This window comes from Vibrio cyclitrophicus, assembly GCF_024347435.1.
Lineage (GTDB): Bacteria > Pseudomonadota > Gammaproteobacteria > Enterobacterales > Vibrionaceae > Vibrio > Vibrio cyclitrophicus.
Genome location: NZ_AP025480.1, coordinates 2,689,207 through 2,706,319 on the forward strand (window position 1 = coordinate 2,689,207; position 17,113 = coordinate 2,706,319).

Annotated in this window: 13 protein-coding genes, 2 tRNA genes and 1 rRNA gene; 5 read left to right on the plus strand and 11 right to left on the minus strand. The window is 42.5% G+C overall.

Features of this window, described 5'->3' with window-relative positions; translation table 11 throughout:
• Window positions 1-17: 17 nt before the first annotated feature.
• From pstB to OCW38_RS11895, 3 genes are all read right to left on the minus strand, one after another.
• The gene (pstB, locus tag OCW38_RS11885) at window positions 18-836 is read right to left on the minus strand and encodes a phosphate ABC transporter ATP-binding protein PstB (protein WP_010440452.1); all 819 of its coding nucleotides are present in this window, start codon (window positions 834-836) and stop codon (window positions 18-20) included.
• Window positions 837-2,546, minus strand: a complete 1,710-nt coding sequence (pstA, locus tag OCW38_RS11890) for a phosphate ABC transporter permease PstA (protein ID WP_010440449.1) — start codon at window positions 2,544-2,546, stop codon at window positions 837-839.
• A gap of 123 nt (window positions 2,547-2,669) precedes the next feature.
• Window positions 2,670-4,886, minus strand: a complete 2,217-nt coding sequence (locus tag OCW38_RS11895; RefSeq protein WP_261894169.1) for an ABC transporter permease subunit — start codon at window positions 4,884-4,886, stop codon at window positions 2,670-2,672.
• Between the two features lie 200 nt (window positions 4,887-5,086).
• Between OCW38_RS11895 and ppk1 the strand changes: the two genes are divergently transcribed.
• Window positions 5,087-7,192, plus strand: a complete 2,106-nt coding sequence (gene ppk1 / locus OCW38_RS11900; RefSeq protein ID WP_016796701.1) for a polyphosphate kinase 1 — start codon at window positions 5,087-5,089, stop codon at window positions 7,190-7,192.
• Window positions 7,183-8,694 (plus strand): Ppx/GppA phosphatase family protein, encoded by a 1,512-nt coding sequence (locus tag OCW38_RS11905; RefSeq protein ID WP_016788428.1) that lies wholly within the window; start codon window positions 7,183-7,185, stop codon window positions 8,692-8,694. The genes ppk1 and OCW38_RS11905 overlap by 10 nt, the downstream gene beginning before the upstream one ends.
• Window positions 8,695-8,768: 74 nt before the next feature.
• Here the strand turns inward: OCW38_RS11905 and OCW38_RS11910 are convergent, their stop codons facing one another.
• Genes OCW38_RS11910 through phoB form a run of 3 tightly spaced genes read right to left on the minus strand, consistent with a single transcriptional unit; the run spans window position 8,769 to window position 11,764 of the window.
• A complete protein-coding gene (locus OCW38_RS11910) occupies window positions 8,769-9,725 on the minus strand; it encodes a PstS family phosphate ABC transporter substrate-binding protein (protein WP_010440438.1) in 957 nt (318 codons plus the stop codon).
• Window positions 9,726-9,742: 17 nt separating this feature from the next.
• The gene (gene phoR, locus OCW38_RS11915; RefSeq protein ID WP_010440437.1) at window positions 9,743-11,041 is read right to left on the minus strand and encodes a phosphate regulon sensor histidine kinase PhoR; all 1,299 of its coding nucleotides are present in this window, start codon (window positions 11,039-11,041) and stop codon (window positions 9,743-9,745) included.
• A 33-nt stretch (window positions 11,042-11,074) separates the two neighbouring features.
• The gene (phoB, locus tag OCW38_RS11920; protein ID WP_004735064.1) at window positions 11,075-11,764 is read right to left on the minus strand and encodes a phosphate regulon transcriptional regulator PhoB; all 690 of its coding nucleotides are present in this window, start codon (window positions 11,762-11,764) and stop codon (window positions 11,075-11,077) included.
• 194 nt (window positions 11,765-11,958) lie between these two features.
• Here phoB and rdgC point away from each other — a divergent pair, with 194 nt between their 5' ends.
• The 3 genes from rdgC (at window position 11,959) to OCW38_RS11935 (ending at window position 14,786) form a co-directional block, all read left to right on the plus strand.
• On the plus strand, window positions 11,959-12,873 hold the full coding sequence (rdgC, locus tag OCW38_RS11925) for a recombination-associated protein RdgC (RefSeq protein ID WP_010440435.1): 915 nt from the start codon (window positions 11,959-11,961) through the stop codon (window positions 12,871-12,873).
• 205 nt (window positions 12,874-13,078) lie between these two features.
• On the plus strand, window positions 13,079-14,497 hold the full coding sequence (gene trhP, locus OCW38_RS11930; protein ID WP_010440433.1) for a prephenate-dependent tRNA uridine(34) hydroxylase TrhP: 1,419 nt from the start codon (window positions 13,079-13,081) through the stop codon (window positions 14,495-14,497).
• Window positions 14,498-14,531: 34 nt separating this feature from the next.
• Window positions 14,532-14,786, plus strand: a complete 255-nt coding sequence (locus OCW38_RS11935) for a YfhL family 4Fe-4S dicluster ferredoxin (protein WP_004735061.1) — start codon at window positions 14,532-14,534, stop codon at window positions 14,784-14,786.
• Window positions 14,787-14,826: 40 nt separating this feature from the next.
• Here OCW38_RS11935 and OCW38_RS11940 read toward each other — a convergent pair whose 3' ends face one another.
• The 5 genes from OCW38_RS11940 to rrf form a co-directional block, all read right to left on the minus strand.
• Window positions 14,827-15,135 (minus strand): hypothetical protein, encoded by a 309-nt coding sequence (locus OCW38_RS11940; RefSeq protein WP_010440431.1) that lies wholly within the window; start codon window positions 15,133-15,135, stop codon window positions 14,827-14,829.
• Between the two features lie 274 nt (window positions 15,136-15,409).
• Window positions 15,410-16,249: a penicillin-insensitive murein endopeptidase gene (gene mepA / locus OCW38_RS11945; protein WP_010440429.1), complete on the minus strand. Its 840-nt coding sequence runs from the start codon at window positions 16,247-16,249 to the stop codon at window positions 15,410-15,412.
• Window positions 16,250-16,668: 419 nt separating this feature from the next.
• A tRNA-Trp gene (locus OCW38_RS11950) sits at window positions 16,669-16,745 on the minus strand.
• 35 nt (window positions 16,746-16,780) lie between these two features.
• Window positions 16,781-16,857: transfer RNA gene (locus OCW38_RS11955), tRNA-Asp, on the minus strand.
• Between the two features lie 67 nt (window positions 16,858-16,924).
• Window positions 16,925-17,040 (minus strand): 5S ribosomal RNA (rrf, locus tag OCW38_RS11960).
• Window positions 17,041-17,113: the final 73 nt, after the last annotated feature.

A 17,113-nucleotide genomic window follows, 5' to 3' on the forward strand; every position in this document is an offset into this window, starting at 1 on the left:
GTGGCTCCGATTAAACGTTAGCCGTACCTACCTGTTATGTAGTCTTCTGTTTGATTTTTCAATGGAGACGTAAAGATTGAATCCGTATCTGAGTACTCGATCAATTTTCCCATATGGATAAAGGCAGTGTGATCACTAACACGAGCAGCCTGCTGCATGTTATGAGTAACAATCACTACGGTATACTGGGTTTTCAGATCGTTAATCAACTCTTCAATGGTCAACGTAGAGATAGGATCCAATGCTGATGTCGGTTCATCTAACAACAGAACTTCTGGTTCAATCGCCACTGCACGGGCAATGACCAAACGCTGCTGTTGACCGCCAGATAAACCAAAGGCATTCTCATGCAATCGGTCTTTCACTTCGTCCCATAGCGCAGCTGCGCGCAAAGAACGTTCAACAGCATCATCGAGATCTCGACTGTTACTCATGCCTTGTAGTCTCAAACCGTAAACCACATTCTCATAAATAGACTTAGGGAAAGGGTTTGGGCGTTGAAAAACCATTCCAACACGACGTCTCAATGTAGCCACATCAACCTTAGGGTGATAGACATTCTTACCATGAAGTTTTACTTTCCCTGAAACCTTACACCCCTCAACCAAATCGTTCATACGATTAATACAGCGTAATAGGGTCGACTTACCACACCCAGATGGGCCGATAAATGCGGTCACTTGTCCTTTAGGAATCTGCATTGAGATATCATCGAGCGCTTGGCTTTCTTTATAATAAAGATTCAACCCTTCAATTGAGATAGCGGTTTGCTCGTCAGTTAGGTTATGAACATCTAGTGGAGCTTGGTAACCCAAGGTTTCATTAATTGAGAACATTTAATCTTGTCCTAAGGTTCGATATTTTTCACGCAAGTTATTACGGATATTGATGGCTGTTAAATTCAAACCAACGATCACCGTAACCAGTAAAAATGAAGTCGCATACACTAAAGGTCGTGCCGCTTCGATATTCGAAGTCTGAAAACCAACATCGTAGATATGAAAGCCTAAATGCATGAACTTTCTATCTAAGTGTATGTAAGGGAACTGACTATCAACAGGCAAACTTGATGCGAGTTTAACAACCCCTACTAACATCAATGGGGCAACTTCTCCCGCAGCTCTAGCAATCGCTAATATTAACCCCGTAATAATCGCAGGGCTTGCCATCGGTAACACAATACGCCATAGCGTCTCAAATTGAGTTGCACCAAGCGCTAAAGAGCCATGTCTTACAGAGCTAGGAATTCGCGTCAAACCTTCTTCTGTTGTCACAATAACAACCGGAAGCGTCAATACCGCTAAAGTCAGTGCAGACCAAAGCAGTCCAGGAGTCCCAAATGTTGGAGCAGGTAAACGCTCTGCATAAAATAAGCTATCGATTGATCCGCCAATGGTATAAACAAAAAAGCCTAAACCAAAAACACCATATACGATCGATGGAACACCCGCCAAATTGATCACGGCAATACGAATTAAACGAGTCAATGCGTTACTTTTTGCGTACTCATGTAGGTAAATAGCCGCAACAACGCCTAAAGGCATCACTACGATCGACATCAGTATTACAAGCAACACAGTACCAAAAATAGCAGGAAAAACCCCGCCTTCAGAATTGGAGTCTCGCGGATTTTCAGATAAGAATTTCCAAACTTGCTTACCCCAATGCCCGACCTTTTCAGGATAAGACATTTTATTGGGATACCAGTAATCCAGTATATGACTGAGCGGTATTTCTACCTTTTCGCCTGTCATATCTTCCACCAGCAAACTTTCCACATTCAATTGCGTTCTGAGATGCTCCAGCTTTAATTCGGCTTCATCTAATTGACGGTTTAATTCAAGTTTGGTTTCTGTATATGTTTTAAGATAGTCATCACTCACTGACTCATTTAGCTCTAGCTTACGCTTTTCTAAACGTAAATTTTCTAATTGCCAACTAACGTTACGTATCTCTTGATTTACAACACGTGACGTTTCTTCACGCAATGTATCGGCAAACGCCAAACCGTCTTCAAGCTTTTGGTCAATGTTCGAGTAAAAGGTTCCAGAAGCCGTTTTAAAGCCAACGGGTTTACCAAAGAAATACCCACCACGACTGCGTTCAATCACAGCCCATTCAGAGGGGGTGGTTGGCTCTAGTAAATTCACATCCAGTATTGATACAAAATCAGCAGGGTAAAGTTCTCTGTTTGCGACTTTGATATTTAAGCGCTGTATTAACCCAGTAGAAATGTTTTGTGGCGATAAAAGATCATGAGCTTGTGGTACCTGTTCTATCGGAATGTATTTTCGTTCATACAACTGACCAATTAGCACATCTTGCTTTGACACCGTTTCATCAAGGTCGACAACCAAAGATAGATCTTTAGACTCAACTTGCCATTGGTACAGCGGGGCCGGCCAAAAATAAGTTAACCCTTTCCAGCCAATCAATAACATTAAACCAAGAACAGAAAGCATACTAATACTCACTGCACCGCCGGTTAACCAGATCCATGGAGAGCCAGATTTAATCCAAGATATTAATGATTTTAGCTTATCCATCACCACCAACCTCGAACGTTGTCCACATAAACAAAACTGTCATCGTTTTCATGAATAGCACAACGCTCAGTGTCCTTAGTGAAACAACGAGATTCAAGCACGCAATGAGACAAAACATCAAAACTACAGAGCACGATATTTATCTCTCAATCTTTGTCTTACCCACTCAGCAACTGAGTTCACCGCGAACGTAAAAATAAACAGCAGGAGTGCAGCTAAGAACAACAAGCGGAAATGAGACCCGCCCACTTCAGATTCTGGCAATTCGACAGCGATCGTTGCCGATAACGTCCTCATCCCTTCCAAAATATTCCAATCGAGGATCGGTGTATTACCTGTTGCCATCAAAACGATCATCGTTTCACCGACAGCACGCCCTAGCCCCATCATAATTGCTGAAAAAATACCGGGGCTGGCCGTGAGTAATACGACGTAAATCAGGGTCTGCCACGCTGTTGCGCCTAAAGCTAATGATCCATCTGACAGGTGCTTAGGTACTGAGAAAATAGCATCTTCTGCAATGGTGAAAATCGTAGGAATGACCGCAAAGCCCATAGCAAAACCAACGACCAACGCGTTACGTTGATCAAAATCGACGCCATAACTAGCCAGGAAAGTTCGAATATCACCATCAAACAACAAAGCTTCAATGCTGCTGCCACCAGCAAATACCGCAACCACAGTGACAATCAAAACGGGTATCAAAATCAGCGCATGCCAGCCATTAGAGAAGCGACTCGTCACCACCTTAGGTAAACAGAACCAAGCTAGCCCAGTCAATAGCGTACTTAATGGCAGCAACACCATTAATGAAAATACAGCCGTTAAATGGGTTTCAACGATTGGGGCAAACCATAAGCCAGCTAAAAAGCCAATGATAACTGTCGGTAAAGCTTCCATCAGTTCAATCGAAGGCTTCACTACTCTTCTCATCCGTGGAGACATAAAGTAAGCGGTATAAATAGCCCCGAGTACAGCAACCGGTACTGCAAACATCATGGCAAACAGAGCCGCCTTGATGGTACCGAAAGTGATAGGGATTAAACTGAACTTCTCTTCAAAATCATCATTGGCAGACGTTGATTGCCAAACATATTGAGGCTCTGGATAGCTTTCATACCAAACTTTTTGCCACAGCGATGAAAACGAAATTTGTGGGTATTCATTGTCGACCTTAGCCACGCTTATTTTGTTGTCAATTAGCGTTGCCAGATGTAATTCATTAGCAGACGTGGCTGCTAATGTAGGTGATTTATCAAATGCTCGTTCAAATAGAGAGAGCTTCTCGCTGGTCGTATAATGGCTTTGTAATGTGCCATTCTTATAGAAGCTGTAGAAACCCTTTCGGTAAGTATCCGGCAAAATAAATTGCACTTCTTCAGCCAGTTGGAAATCGCGGATGTGAGTCAGACTACGCTGTTCATCTTTCAGCACATCAAACCATTGGGAAACTTGTCCGTCCTGATGCGTTACTAACAGGGAGTAAGCACCCGATAATAAATCGATGCTTTTAACGGCGTGCTTCGCATCATTCAAACTAAGATCAATGACTTCGCGAACATCAAAACCAACGTCCGATCGCTTTAATATCACGAGATCAGATTGAGATCTTAGGTATAGAGTTTGCCCATCAGGGGTAATGAGCAGCTGTTGCTGTAAACCTAGCTTGTCCGATAGCCATTGGCTTTTTTTAAAAGTATATGCACCTGCAAGATCACTCTGGTACCACTTAACAAGGACTCGCTGATCTGTTAACTGAGCAATAACGGTGATATCACGTCCACTTTTAGAAAACGCGAATTGTTCGATCACAGCACCATTTGCAGGTTCATCGTGTAAAAAAGGCTCAGGGAGCGTGATCTGTTCTATTTTTGGCTCTGTCTCTGTGCCCTTTTGCAGCACAGGCGCACTATACTCTGGGTAGAAAAAAGTCATGTTGCTTGCGCCATCCGCAAAGGCAAACCAATTTTCAGAAGGGGTATTTCGAGAAAAAGCTATTGGATTGGTTACAACACTACGCTCAAAGTAAGAGTGTTTTTTTTGAGAGTCTAAATCCCAAAATTGTACCAAACCAGATTTTTCGATGGTAAATGCATGTTGGCCATATTCATCAACAGATAAAGCGATAGGCTCTTCTACAGCAACGGTTTTAACGACTTGAGCCGTCTCTAAACCGGTATCAGAAAATACGGGTAAAATAACCATCGCCAAGTAAACAAAGATCAAAACCAAAGCAGCTAAAACACTGACGCCGCCACATGTCACGGAAAAACGGACGAGACGATCTTTCAACCATCTTTTTTTGTCGCGTTCTTTCAATGAAAATTGGGCTGAAGCCATCTGTTTATCTACCTTTTTTTAGCTACTGACATAATATGTACCTTAGATGACAGTTATATTACAAGTAACGTTAAACAACTGATACTAATAACAAGTTTGTTCACCTTATTTCTTAAAATAAGATCGTGCCTTTTGTGAATCTTATTGTTCTAAATTAAAATACCGCCTCAATAACCTGCATTCTAGGACTAATCATAACGATGGAAAAAGACTATGTCACAAAAGAACTTAGCTGGTTATCTTTCAATGAAAGAGTACTGCAAGAAGCGGCAGATAAATCGGTTCCATTGATCGAAAGGGTCCGTTTTTTGGGCATTTACTCCAAAAATCTCGATGAGTTCTACAAAGTCCGATTTGCTGATGTAAAACGTAAGATCTTGTTAAAAGATCCACCGTCAACAAATGTTCCCAAAACCTTGCTGACCCAAATGCAGAACAAAACCAGAGATCTAGAGGTTCACTTCCATGAACTTTATAATGATTTATTATTGGAACTAGCACGTAACCGTATTTTTTTGGTCAACGAACAGCAAATCAGCACAGAACAAAGTGAATGGGTTAGAAAATATTTTAGAAAGAAAATACTCCCGCACTTAACCCCTTTATTGCTAAACGAAGATAGCTTGTTGCTCAACACCCTAAAAGATGATCAGAGCTATTTAGCCATCGACATCAACCGTAATAGATCTTCTCAATATGCCTTACTAGAGATCCCATCTGAACAACTCCCTCGTTTTGTCAAACTTCCAGAGACTTCAGATTCACAACGTACAACTTTGATCTTATTAGATAATATAGTTCGATTCTGTTTAGACGACCTGCTAAAAGGGTTCTTTGATTATGATTCGTTGAGCTGCTTTGCCATTAAAATGACTCGCGATGCCGATTACGATCTGCAAAAAGACTACGATTTTCAGAAAAGCAACGGCCTACTAGAGGCAATGTCATTAGGCTTAGAACAGCGTCTCACAGCACTGCCAATTCGCCTCATTTATGAATCTGAAATGCCATCAAAGATGCTGAGTTATTTGCGACTAAAGCTCAAGCTATCAGATTATGACAGCGTCATTGCAGGTGGGCGATATCATAACTTCAAACACTTTTCTGAGTTCCCAAGCCTCAATCGACACGACTTAATTAATCGCCCCCTCTCAGCAATTAAATGCGCTCAATTCAACCATTACCCTAACTATTTTGAAGCTATCAAAGCACGCGATATCTTATTACATTATCCCTATCACACCTTTGACCACATCACGGAACTGGTTAGACAAGCCTCATTTGACCCGAAGGTAAAGGCTATAAAGATCAATGTCTATCGTGTAGCTAAAGGCTCAAAGCTGCTTAACTCCATTATTGATGCTGCACATAATGGTAAGAAAGTGACGGTCGTGGTTGAGCTGCAAGCCCGCTTTGATGAACAAGCCAATATTCAATGGGCGAAGACTCTTCAAGACGCTGGTGTCAAAGTACTCCATGGCCTACCAAGTTTAAAAATTCACTCCAAGCTACTGCTCATTAAAAGAAAAAACGGCAAAGCGCTGGAACATTATGCTCATATTGGAACGGGCAATTTTCACGAAGTGACGGCTCGCGTCTATACTGACTTCTCTTTACTGACTGCAAATGAAGAGTTAACGCAAGAGGTTCGGCAAGTATTCAGATACATTGAAAACCCTTATCAAAAAGTACAATTTAAGCAGCTTATTGTTTCACCCAAAAATACCAGAAAGCGTCTTTATCAGTTGATCGACAATGAAATTCAGAATGCGGCAAATGACAAACCAGCATCGATCACTCTGAAATTAAACAACTTAGTCGACCGTGAGATCATCGAAAAACTGTATCAAGCCAGTCAGGCAAACGTAAAAGTGAGAATGATCATTCGTGGTATGTGTTCTTTGGTTCCAGGGCTCCCCAACGTCAGTGACAATATAGAGATCATTAGCGTGATAGACCGTTTTCTTGAACACCCAAGAGTAATGATCTTTGGTAATAATGATAATCCCAAAGTCTATATATCTTCTGCTGATTGGATGACGAGAAATTTTGACCGTAGAATCGAAGTGGCGACGCCAATTTTAGATCCAAAGATCAAGCAAACTATTATCGACATCACTGAGTTTCATTTTGACGACTGCAACAAAGCCCGAAGACTTGACCGAACAATGAGCAACCATTACTTAGCACCACAATCTAACCGCTTAGATGATTCAACGTCACAGCTTGCGACTTACCACTATATTAAACATATTGAGAAACTGGCTCGTAAGAAATACAAGCAAGAGAACAAATCATGCAGTTAATCGAAAGTAAACGCCCCAGATGTATCGCAGCTATCGATTTAGGTTCGAACAGCTTCCATATGGTGGTCGCTCAAGTTTTTGAACAACACCTACAATTGGTTAGTCGACATAAGCAAAAAGTCAAATTAGCCGACGGATTCAATGAGCATCAATGTATAACCGAAAGTTCTATCGAAAGAGGCTTGGCATGCCTGACACTCTTTGCCGAAAGGCTCACTGACTTTAAAATTGATGATGTCAGAGTGGTTGGCACACACACGCTAAGAAAAGCGAAGAACTCAAAAGAATTTTTGGAACGAGCGAAGACCATATTCCCCTTTCCTATAGAAATAATTTCAGGCCCAGAAGAAGCTCGGATTATCTATAATGGTGTCGAGCATACACAAGTAACCTCCAACACTAAGCTCGTGATTGATATCGGAGGAGGAAGTACCGAAATAGTTGCGGGGCAAGGCTTTACACCCAAGATTACGCATAGCTTATCAATGGGGTGTGTCAGTTTCACTCAGCGTTTTTTTGCTGATGGTAAGCTCTCATCGCAACAGTTCTCCGAAGCCTATTCTGCAGCTATTCAACTATTAACTCCTTTGGTTGATGACTTCCACTTTTTAACTTGGGATATCGCCTTTGGTTCATCGGGTACTACTAAATCAATCAAAGAGGTACTCACTGAATTAGGGTTTAACGACGGCCTCATTACGCCGCAACGTTTGTCCTATTTAAAAAACCACTTATGTGAATTTCCATCATCTGAGAAATTAGACCTATCAGGTCTAAATGATGAGAGAAAGTCAGTGTTTGCAGCTGGTGTCACCATTCTTTCAGCAGCCATGGATACGCTAGACATCAAGGAGTTACATTTTTCTGATGGTGCCCTGAGAGAAGGCGTTCTTTATGACATGGAGGATAGATTTAAAGATATTGATGTTCGAACAAGAACTGCCGAAACGCTAGTCTCTCGATACCATGTTGACGTAGCCCATGGCCAGAAAGTCAAAGTACTCGCTCTTGCATTATTGAAACAAGTGCAGCCTCAAGTGACTACTACAGTCACTAATGAGCTATATGATCTGGTTGGTTGGACAGCATTGCTTCATGAGGTTGGACAAAGCATTGCATTTCAAGGCTATCACCGCCATTCAGCTTATCTACTCAAACATACGACAATGCCCGGTTTCAATACCGAGCAGCAACGCCTGATCTCAACATTGGTTCGTTACCAAAGAAAAGCACTCAAGCCACAAGATTTACCGGAACTTTCCCTGTTTGATCCACAACAAATAACGCTGCTAATCCGCATATTAAGACTCGCAATTTTACTCAATCGACAGCGAAGTCAAGCACTAGTCCCTGACGTCACCCTAACGATTGAACTACATGGAGATTGGGAATTAAAAGGCACCTGCAGCAACTGGTTAGCTGAAAATCAACTGCTTAATTATGAACTCAGAGAAGAACAAAAACGCTGGGGGTGTGCAGGATGGTCATTGATACTTAAATGATAGAGCTTCAACACAAAAACAGCCTGCGACTTCGCAAGCTGTTCATACGTTTTTTCTACGTCCAGTCGCCTTAATCAGAGCCCGACTTTTGCCAACTCTTTCTCTGCAAACTCAGACGGTATCGCTAAGTAACCATCTTTTTCTACAAGCTCTTGCCCCTGCTTTGAGAATATAAAAGTAAGAAACTCTCTCTCAACAGGAGAAAGCGGCTTATCGGGATGCTTGTTCACGTATACATATAAAAAGCGAGACAATGGATAGTCACCGCTTAAAATATTGACACGAGTAGGCTCAACAAATTGCGAACCTTGCTCTGCAATCGGAATTAATTTAACGCCAGCGACTCGATAACCAATGCCTGAATAACCTATCCCACTGACGGATGATGCGACAGATTGAACCACTGAAGCAGAACCTGGTTGTTCATTGACTCGATTCTTAAAGTCACCACCGCACAATGCGTTTTGCTTGAAATAGCCGTAGGTTCCCGAAACGGAATTACGCCCAAACAGTTGGAATCGATGTTTTGCCCAAGGTTGGTCTACGCCTAGATCTTGCCAATTGTTCAGAGGTTTCGTCGCACCACAGCGTAATGTCTCAGAAAAAATGGCGTCTATCTGGTGAAAATTTAGCCCTTCAATTGGATTATCACGGTGTACAAACAAACCAATAGCATCGATAGCAACTCGAAGCGCTGTTGGCTTATAGCCATGCTCTCTTTCGAATGCTTCTACTTCTCTTAGGCGCATTGGTCGACTCATAGGACCAAGGTGAGCCGTGCCTTCCGTTAGAGCAGGAGGTGCCGTTGCAGAACCTGAAGCTTGGACCTGAGCGTTAACATTCGGATAGTAAGATTTAAATTCTTCAACCCATAACGTTGTCATACCAGCCAAAGTATCCGAGCCTACCGATAATAAGCTCCCAGAAATACCTGGTACCTTAGAATAATTAGGAAGCGACTCAACGCTCTGTTCAGCATAGCTAGGATTAACCACAGCAAACGCTAATAATGTACTAATGGGTAAACGCATCCTGCGTATCAAATTGTTCATGACACGGTTAGTCTATTTGGAAGCGTGAAATGGAATCGGCTACCAACACCAACTTCACTTTGAATTTCTAAATGCGAGTCATGATGACTAAGTGCATGCTTTACAATCGCTAACCCAAGCCCACTACCACCCGTATCGCGTGAGCGGGCTTTATCAACACGATAAAAACGCTCTGTGAGTCGATGCAGGTGCTGTGGCTCGATTCCGTCTCCGGTGTCTGATACGTCCAAACATGCGCCTTGGCTAGTTTGATACCAACGAACCTTAACTGTAGCGCCTGGCGGTGTGTATTTGACTGCGTTGTACACAAGATTCGATATAGCACTTCTTAGCTGATCTTCATCAGCTAGAACTCGTAAACTCTTATCAATATCAAATTCTAGCTTGTGCTCCCGATCGCCACTTAGACTTGCGGCTTCTTTTTCAAGCACTTCCAACATAGCCGGTACATTGACGACTTCATCCAACTCATGCATCGGAGCAGCTTCAATTTTTGACAGTGTTAAGAGCTGGTTCACTAGGCTGTTCATGCGATTCAGTTGTTCAGTCATCACGCCATGGGCTTTAGGCCACATAGGTCCAACGATCATGTCTGGATCTTCCGTCATTTCAAGATAGCCCTGAAGTACAGTCATTGGAGTACGCAGTTCGTGGGAAACGTTAGCAAAGAAGTTACGACGCATGCCTTCCAGCTGTTTTAGCTGAGTAACATCACGTACTACCATCAAGTGCTCACCTTCAGTGTAAGGCACGATACGCAGCTCAAGCATACGTTCCACATTGAGTGGCGATGGCATTTCTAACGGCTCTGAGAAATCTTGTTTGTTAAGGTACTTGATGAAGTCCGGCGTGCGGATTAAGTTGGAAATAGGTTGCCCTGAATCGTCTGGCCAGCGAAAGCCCAGTAAATACTGAGCGAGCTTATTACACCAAACGATATTGCCTTCACCGCGAAATACCACAACGGCATCGGGCAGAGATTCCGCACCGTTTCTGAAACGGCGAATTAGGTTAGTCAACTCTTTGCGTTTGCGACGCTGCCTCTGCTGCATACGATATATACCATTGAACAGAGACTCCCAATTTCCAGAACCTGATGGTGGCGTTAGACGCTTCTCATCCCACAACCATGCGGACAAACGCATTTGATTGTGTAGATGCCAGCCGAGCTGCAATACCGTAGCAGCCAGCAGTAACCATGGTAAGTAACCGAATATCCATCCGACTAAAATCCAAGGTGCGTAAAAAAAAGCCAGCTCCCAAGCCAGCTTTTTCCAGGTTAACTTTTCAACCATTCAGGACTCCGTAAACTGGGTAGCGAAGCCACACTAAGCCTTTGTAGAAAAACGGTAGCCCGCGCCGCGAACCGTTTGGATTAGCTTGTCGTGACCTGCGGACTCAAGTGCTTTACGCAGGCGTCGAATATGTACATCAACAGTACGATCTTCAACGTAAACGTTGGTGCCCCAAACATTATTCAATAGTTGCTCTCGGCTATACACACGCTCTTGGTGAGTCATAAAGAAGTGCAGCATTTTGAACTCTGTAGGTCCCATATCAACCGGACCTTCGCTTGCGGTAACGCGGTGAGATACAGGGTCTAACTTAAGACCTTGAACATCAATCACATCTTCCAGTGCAGTTGGCGTTACACGACGAATAACGGCTTTAAGACGCGCCACTAACTCTTTTGGCGAAAATGGCTTAGTGATGTAATCATCAGCGCCGACTTCTAATCCACGAACCTTGTCTTCTTCTTCACCACGAGCCGTCAGCATCACTACTGGGATGTTGCGAGTTAACTCTTCACGCTTCATGTGCTTGATAAAGTTTATCCCACTACCGCCAGGTAGCATCCAATCTAGTAATACTAGATCTGGGAAAGGTTCACATAGCTTGTTTACCGCTGTATCGTAATCTTCAGCCTCTACTGCTTGGTAGCCTTTTTGTTCAAGGACAAAACACAGCATCTCACGAATAGGTGCTTCATCTTCAACGACCAGAATCCTTCTCGACATAATTGAATAGCCTTTGTATTTAATCAACGCATTGCATTATCTGAGTTAATTATGACACTTTTGTGACCTTTGAAAACAAATTTTCATATAACTGTCTCAAACAATTCACTTTATAACTTTTGATACAGAGCTAGGGACAAATCAACTTAGATCTCATATCATGAGGCACTTCTAAAAAGGTATGAGAAAAATTTATGTGGTTTAAAAATTGCCTAGTCTATCGCTTCAACCGTGATATTGATTTCAATGCAGATCAGCTAGAGAAACAACTTGAAGAGTTCCGTTTTACCCCTTGTGGTAGCCAAGACAAACAGAAGTTTGGTTGGGTAAATGCGATGGGTAGACACGGCGATATGATGACGCACGTATCAGAAAACCGCATTCTAATCTGTGCAAAGAAAGAAGAAAAAATGCTTCCTGCTTCTGTGATCAAAGATTCATTAAATGCAAAAGTAGAAACACTTGAAGCGGAGTCTGGTACTCCTCTGAAAAAGAAAGAGAAAGATAGCCTAAAAGAAGACATTATCATCGACCTTCTTCCTCGAGCTTTCAGCCGCAGTAACTTCACTTACGCGCTGATCATGCCGAAAGAAGGCTTTATTGTGGTTGATGCTAGCAGCTACAAAAAAGCTGAAGACGTATTGGCATTACTACGTAAAACTATGGGTAGCCTACCAGTAGTGCCAGCTATTCCAGAGCAAGCGATTGAAACGACTCTGACAGAGTGGGTGAAATCAGGTGATACGCCTAAAGGAATCACCATGCTTGATGAAGCTGAACTAAAATCAATCCAAGAAGACGGCGGTATTGTCCGAGTTAAGAAACAAGAACTAGAAACGGATGAGATTAAAAACCACATTGAAGCCAACAAAGTTGTGACTAAGCTTCTTATCAACTGGCAAGATCGCATTGAGTTCATCCTTGCTGAAGATGGCAGCATCAAGCGCCTGAAATTCAGTGATGAACTAAAAGATGAGAACGACGATATTCCTCGTGAAGATCAAGCTGCACGTTTTGATGCAGACTTCTCTCTACTTTGTGGTGAGTTCAGTGTTTTCCTTCCAAACCTATTTGAATCATTAGGCGGGTTAACTCAACCTAACGCTTAATTGTTTCGATTTAGAGCTCAGGTGTCGACGATATCTGAGCTTGTTTTCTTCTCCACCCCGCTTATCAACACCTAACAACACTCTTCGCAATACCATTGTTATCTTTAGGGCTATCAACCAAACTCATTTTAGCGTAAAATTTGCGCCCCTTTGATATCACTTGGTGGTATCAACCTGACTTGAGATCAGATTAGAGAACGAAGCAATGACTACACAAAAACCATTTGTACCTGAACTATTATCACCGGCAGGAAGCCTTAAAAACATGCGTTACGCATTCGCCTACGGCGCAGATGCAGTTTACGCTGGCCAGCCACGTTACAGCCTTCGTGTTCGTAACAACGAGTTCAATCACGAAAACCTACAAATCGGTATCGATGAAGCTCATGCTCAAGGCAAAAAGTTATATGTTGTATGTAACATTCAGCCACACAACTCTAAATTAAAAACATTCATTCGCGACCTTAAGCCAGTTGTTGAGATGGGCCCAGACGCTCTTATCATGTCAGATCCAGGTCTTATCATGATGGTACGTGAATCATTCCCTGAAATGCCGATCCACCTTTCAGTTCAAGCAAATGCCGTAAACTGGGCGACCGTTAAGTTCTGGTCAACTCAAGGCGTTGAGCGTGTGATCCTATCTCGTGAGCTTTCACTTGAAGAGATCGAAGAGATTCGCGAACACTGTCCAGAAACAGAACTAGAGATCTTTGTTCACGGTGCACTATGCATGGCTTACTCTGGTCGTTGCCTACTTTCTGGCTACATGAACAAACGCGATCCAAACCAAGGTACTTGTACTAACGCTTGTCGTTGGGAATACAAGACAGAAGCAGCAAAAGAAGACGAAAACGGTCAGATCGTTGAAGCTAACCCTACAGGCGTTGCTATTCAAGAAGTCGAAACTCAAGGTATTGAAGTTCAAGACGAGCGCCCTGACAACACACTAGGCCTTGGTAAGCCAACTGATGAAGTCGTTTTACTTTCTGAATCACACAAACCTGAAGAGAAAATGGCGGCGTTTGAAGATGAGCATGGTACTTACATCATGAACTCGAAAGACCTTCGCGCAATCCAACACGTTGAGCGCCTAACTAAGATGGGAGTTCACTCTCTAAAAATCGAAGGCCGTACTAAGTCTTTCTACTACTGTGCACGTACAGCCCAGGTTTACCGTAAAGCTATCGACGATGCTGTAGCAGGCAAACCATTCGACGAAAGCTTAATGGGTACACTAGAGAGCCTAGCTCACCGTGGTTACACTGAAGGCTTCCTTCGTCGTCACACTCACGATTCATACCAAAACTACGAATACGGTTACTCTATCTCTGATACTCAACAGTTTGTTGGTGAATTCACAGGTAAACGCCGTGGCGATCTCGCTGAAGTAGAAGTGAAAAACAAATTCCTAGTTGGTGACAGCCTAGAAATGATGACACCGAAAGGTAACATTGTTTTCAAACTAGAAGTTATGGAAAACCGTAAATCTGAAGCAGTAGACGATGCAAAAGGTAACGGTCACTTTGTATTTATCCCTGTACCAGCAGATTTGGATTTAGAGTACGGCTTACTGATGCGTAACTTAAGCGCAGGTCAAGATACACGTAACGCATCAGGTAAATAACCTTTACTTGAGAAACTTTTGCTGAGAATAATATATGGCTCTGTTAATTACCGACAAGTGCATAAACTGTGATATGTGTGATCCTGAATGCCCAAATGGTGCAATCACTATGGGCGACAGTATCTTTGAGATCGATCCTGATTTATGTACTGAGTGTAAAGGTCACTATGAGAAGCCAACATGTCAGTCAGTGTGCCCCATTACAAAATGCATCATCACTGACCCAAACCATATTGAAACTGATGACGAGCTGCTAGAAAAGTTTGTCATTATTCAAGGCTTGACCTAATAAAGAAAAGGTTCAACTTATTATAAGCTGAACCTTTTTTTTAACCTGATTTTCCGATTGGATAAATATTGCAAAAGAGCTCCTTTTCAAATTGATATTCAAGTCTCTCTCGCCAATTTATCGATTGCGCGATAGGAATAAGATAGAAATTTTCCCTACTGGTATCTGTCACAAATGCCATTCCATACTGCATCAACTCATAATGGACATCATTAACAAAACTCGGGTCTAAGCGTTGTCTACCAGTCAGGTGATTAATGTCATCTCTTGAAATAGAAATACCTGAATTTTCTGTACTGAATCTATGTCTTAACCATTCTGAAAATTCCTTTGCACAAATCATAGTCATAGTCTTATCCTTGAATTATCTATCGACGGGCATCAGACTCTGATTTCGCATACTGCACATAAGCCGCATCTTTCACCCCAAAAACACTCCATTCCTGACCAAACGTTATCAAATTCGTAACTACTCGTACTATTCTCATTATTGTTCTTCTTAATATCAAACGATGTTCTTAATCTTGTGTTTATAAACTCTAGACAAAAGTGTGACATTTCTCCAGTTTTAGAAATGAGAAAACCAATGGCATTACCACTCTAGTTGAGCCTAGTAACTAAAATTACTTCTTGGATATCAAAGCTAAACACTGACTAGGCATCACTTTTATTTTTTTCTTTTTAGTAGTCTTAGCGACTTTTTTTGGGGGGGAGACTGGAATATTTTTCGGAGCCCAACTTGCAAGTTCATCTCCACAGCCATCACCTTTTGGAGGGTTTGCTTGCGCGATACAGTTCGAACTACCTTCGGGGCACTTTAAGCGTACATGAAAATGTGAATGGTGCCCCCACCAAGGCCTAATTTTCCCCAACCAAGCTCTGTCTTTCATATCTGAGGACTCTTGGTTACACAGGATTTGTTTAATAACTGGATGGACAAATATACGCACTACTTTTTCATCTCTAGCTGCATAGCGAATCACCTGAAAATGCTCATCAGTCCAATTCGACTCACGCAACTTGTAGTTGGTGAGATCCACGACACTCATTGGCTTGGGGACAGCAAGTTCATTCTCAGATAGCCTTTTATTCGTCAACCTTAACCAGATATCAATATCTAATCCAGTTTGGTGACTTGAATGACCCGAAGAAAAGCGCCCTCCTCTAGGAAGTGAAATATCACCGACCAATAAATTAGTATTGAGTTTCTCGCTGGTCGTTCCACCTAACCTTTCAATAAACCTTATAGCTTCTATATGGCCATAATAGCGCCCTCTTTGAGGACGAATGATCTGATATCCCAAACCATTAATAGGTAAAGCCTGCGCACCATCAAGACAGCCATTAGCATAACTTCCAATTGATGAGGGTGAGTTATTAGTAGGGTGACTCTCTTTCTCCCACGAAGTTGCTGATGAAGAAAAGGAACAAAAGAATACAAACAGTGCGAAAAAAAACCTCATAATAATCCTAAATTACTGACGCTTACTCATTATATTAGTCGTCATTTAGGATTAGGTGCATATCGTATTTAAATTTTTGGTGCTAGCCAGTGAATGAGACGGGTTAAAGCTATAAAGTAGGAAAAGAGAAAACAGAAAAATCTCGGTATAGATGAATTTTGAAGCGTAATGAGCTATTTAGACCAGGTTACTTTCTATAATTTATCAAGCTCCAGAAAGCAAAAAGGCCCTAGCATTTCTGCCGGGACGCGCAGTCTAGAGCCTTAAATATGGCAGGGGTGGACTGAGCCGGCACCCCGGAGATTCGAACTCCCAACACGCGCTGTTTTGGTAAGTCGGGGAATCCGCTGCTTTGCTAATTGCGTATATTAGATTCAGAAAGCAAAAAGGCTCTAGCATTTCTGCTAGAGCCTTAAATATGGCAGGGGTGGAGAGATTCGAACTCCCAACACGCGGATTTGGAATCCGCTGCTCTGCCAATTGGAGCTACACCCCTATTTTCAGTTTTAAAGAGCTGAAACTCTGAATAAGTGGCGGAGTGGACGGGACTCGAACCCGCGACCCCCGGCGTGACAGGCCGGTATTCTAACCAACTGAACTACCACTCCGCAGTGGTCAACTCACTAAGTGAGCGTCCATATCTCCAGGTTGGTCAACCTAAAGATTTAAATTAAAGCCTGGCGATGTCCTACTCTCACATGGGGAAGCCCCACACTACCATCGGCGCTATTATGTTTCACTTCTGAGTTCGGCATGGAATCAGGTGGGTCCACAATGCTATGGTCGCCAAGCAAATTTTAAAATTTGGAAAGCTGCTTCTCTATTTAATAGAGCTATAAAAGTATCTCTTCAAACGCATTCAAG

Coding starts and splice junctions, on each gene's coding strand:
- pstB (WP_010440452.1), bottom strand. CDS start 836: ATGTTCTCAATTAATGAAACCTTGGGTTACCAAGCTCCACTAGATGTT.
- pstA (WP_010440449.1), bottom strand. CDS start 2,546: ATGGATAAGCTAAAATCATTAATATCTTGGATTAAATCTGGCTCTCCA.
- OCW38_RS11895 (WP_261894169.1), bottom strand. CDS start 4,886: ATGGCTTCAGCCCAATTTTCATTGAAAGAACGCGACAAAAAAAGATGG.
- ppk1 (WP_016796701.1), top strand. CDS start 5,087: ATGGAAAAAGACTATGTCACAAAAGAACTTAGCTGGTTATCTTTCAAT.
- OCW38_RS11905 (WP_016788428.1), top strand. CDS start 7,183: ATGCAGTTAATCGAAAGTAAACGCCCCAGATGTATCGCAGCTATCGAT.
- OCW38_RS11910 (WP_010440438.1), bottom strand. CDS start 9,725: ATGCGTTTACCCATTAGTACATTATTAGCGTTTGCTGTGGTTAATCCT.
- phoR (WP_010440437.1), bottom strand. CDS start 11,041: ATGGTTGAAAAGTTAACCTGGAAAAAGCTGGCTTGGGAGCTGGCTTTT.
- phoB (WP_004735064.1), bottom strand. CDS start 11,764: ATGTCGAGAAGGATTCTGGTCGTTGAAGATGAAGCACCTATTCGTGAG.
- rdgC (WP_010440435.1), top strand. CDS start 11,959: ATGTGGTTTAAAAATTGCCTAGTCTATCGCTTCAACCGTGATATTGAT.
- trhP (WP_010440433.1), top strand. CDS start 13,079: ATGACTACACAAAAACCATTTGTACCTGAACTATTATCACCGGCAGGA.
- OCW38_RS11935 (WP_004735061.1), top strand. CDS start 14,532: ATGGCTCTGTTAATTACCGACAAGTGCATAAACTGTGATATGTGTGAT.
- OCW38_RS11940 (WP_010440431.1), bottom strand. CDS start 15,135: ATGACTATGATTTGTGCAAAGGAATTTTCAGAATGGTTAAGACATAGA.
- mepA (WP_010440429.1), bottom strand. CDS start 16,249: ATGAGGTTTTTTTTCGCACTGTTTGTATTCTTTTGTTCCTTTTCTTCA.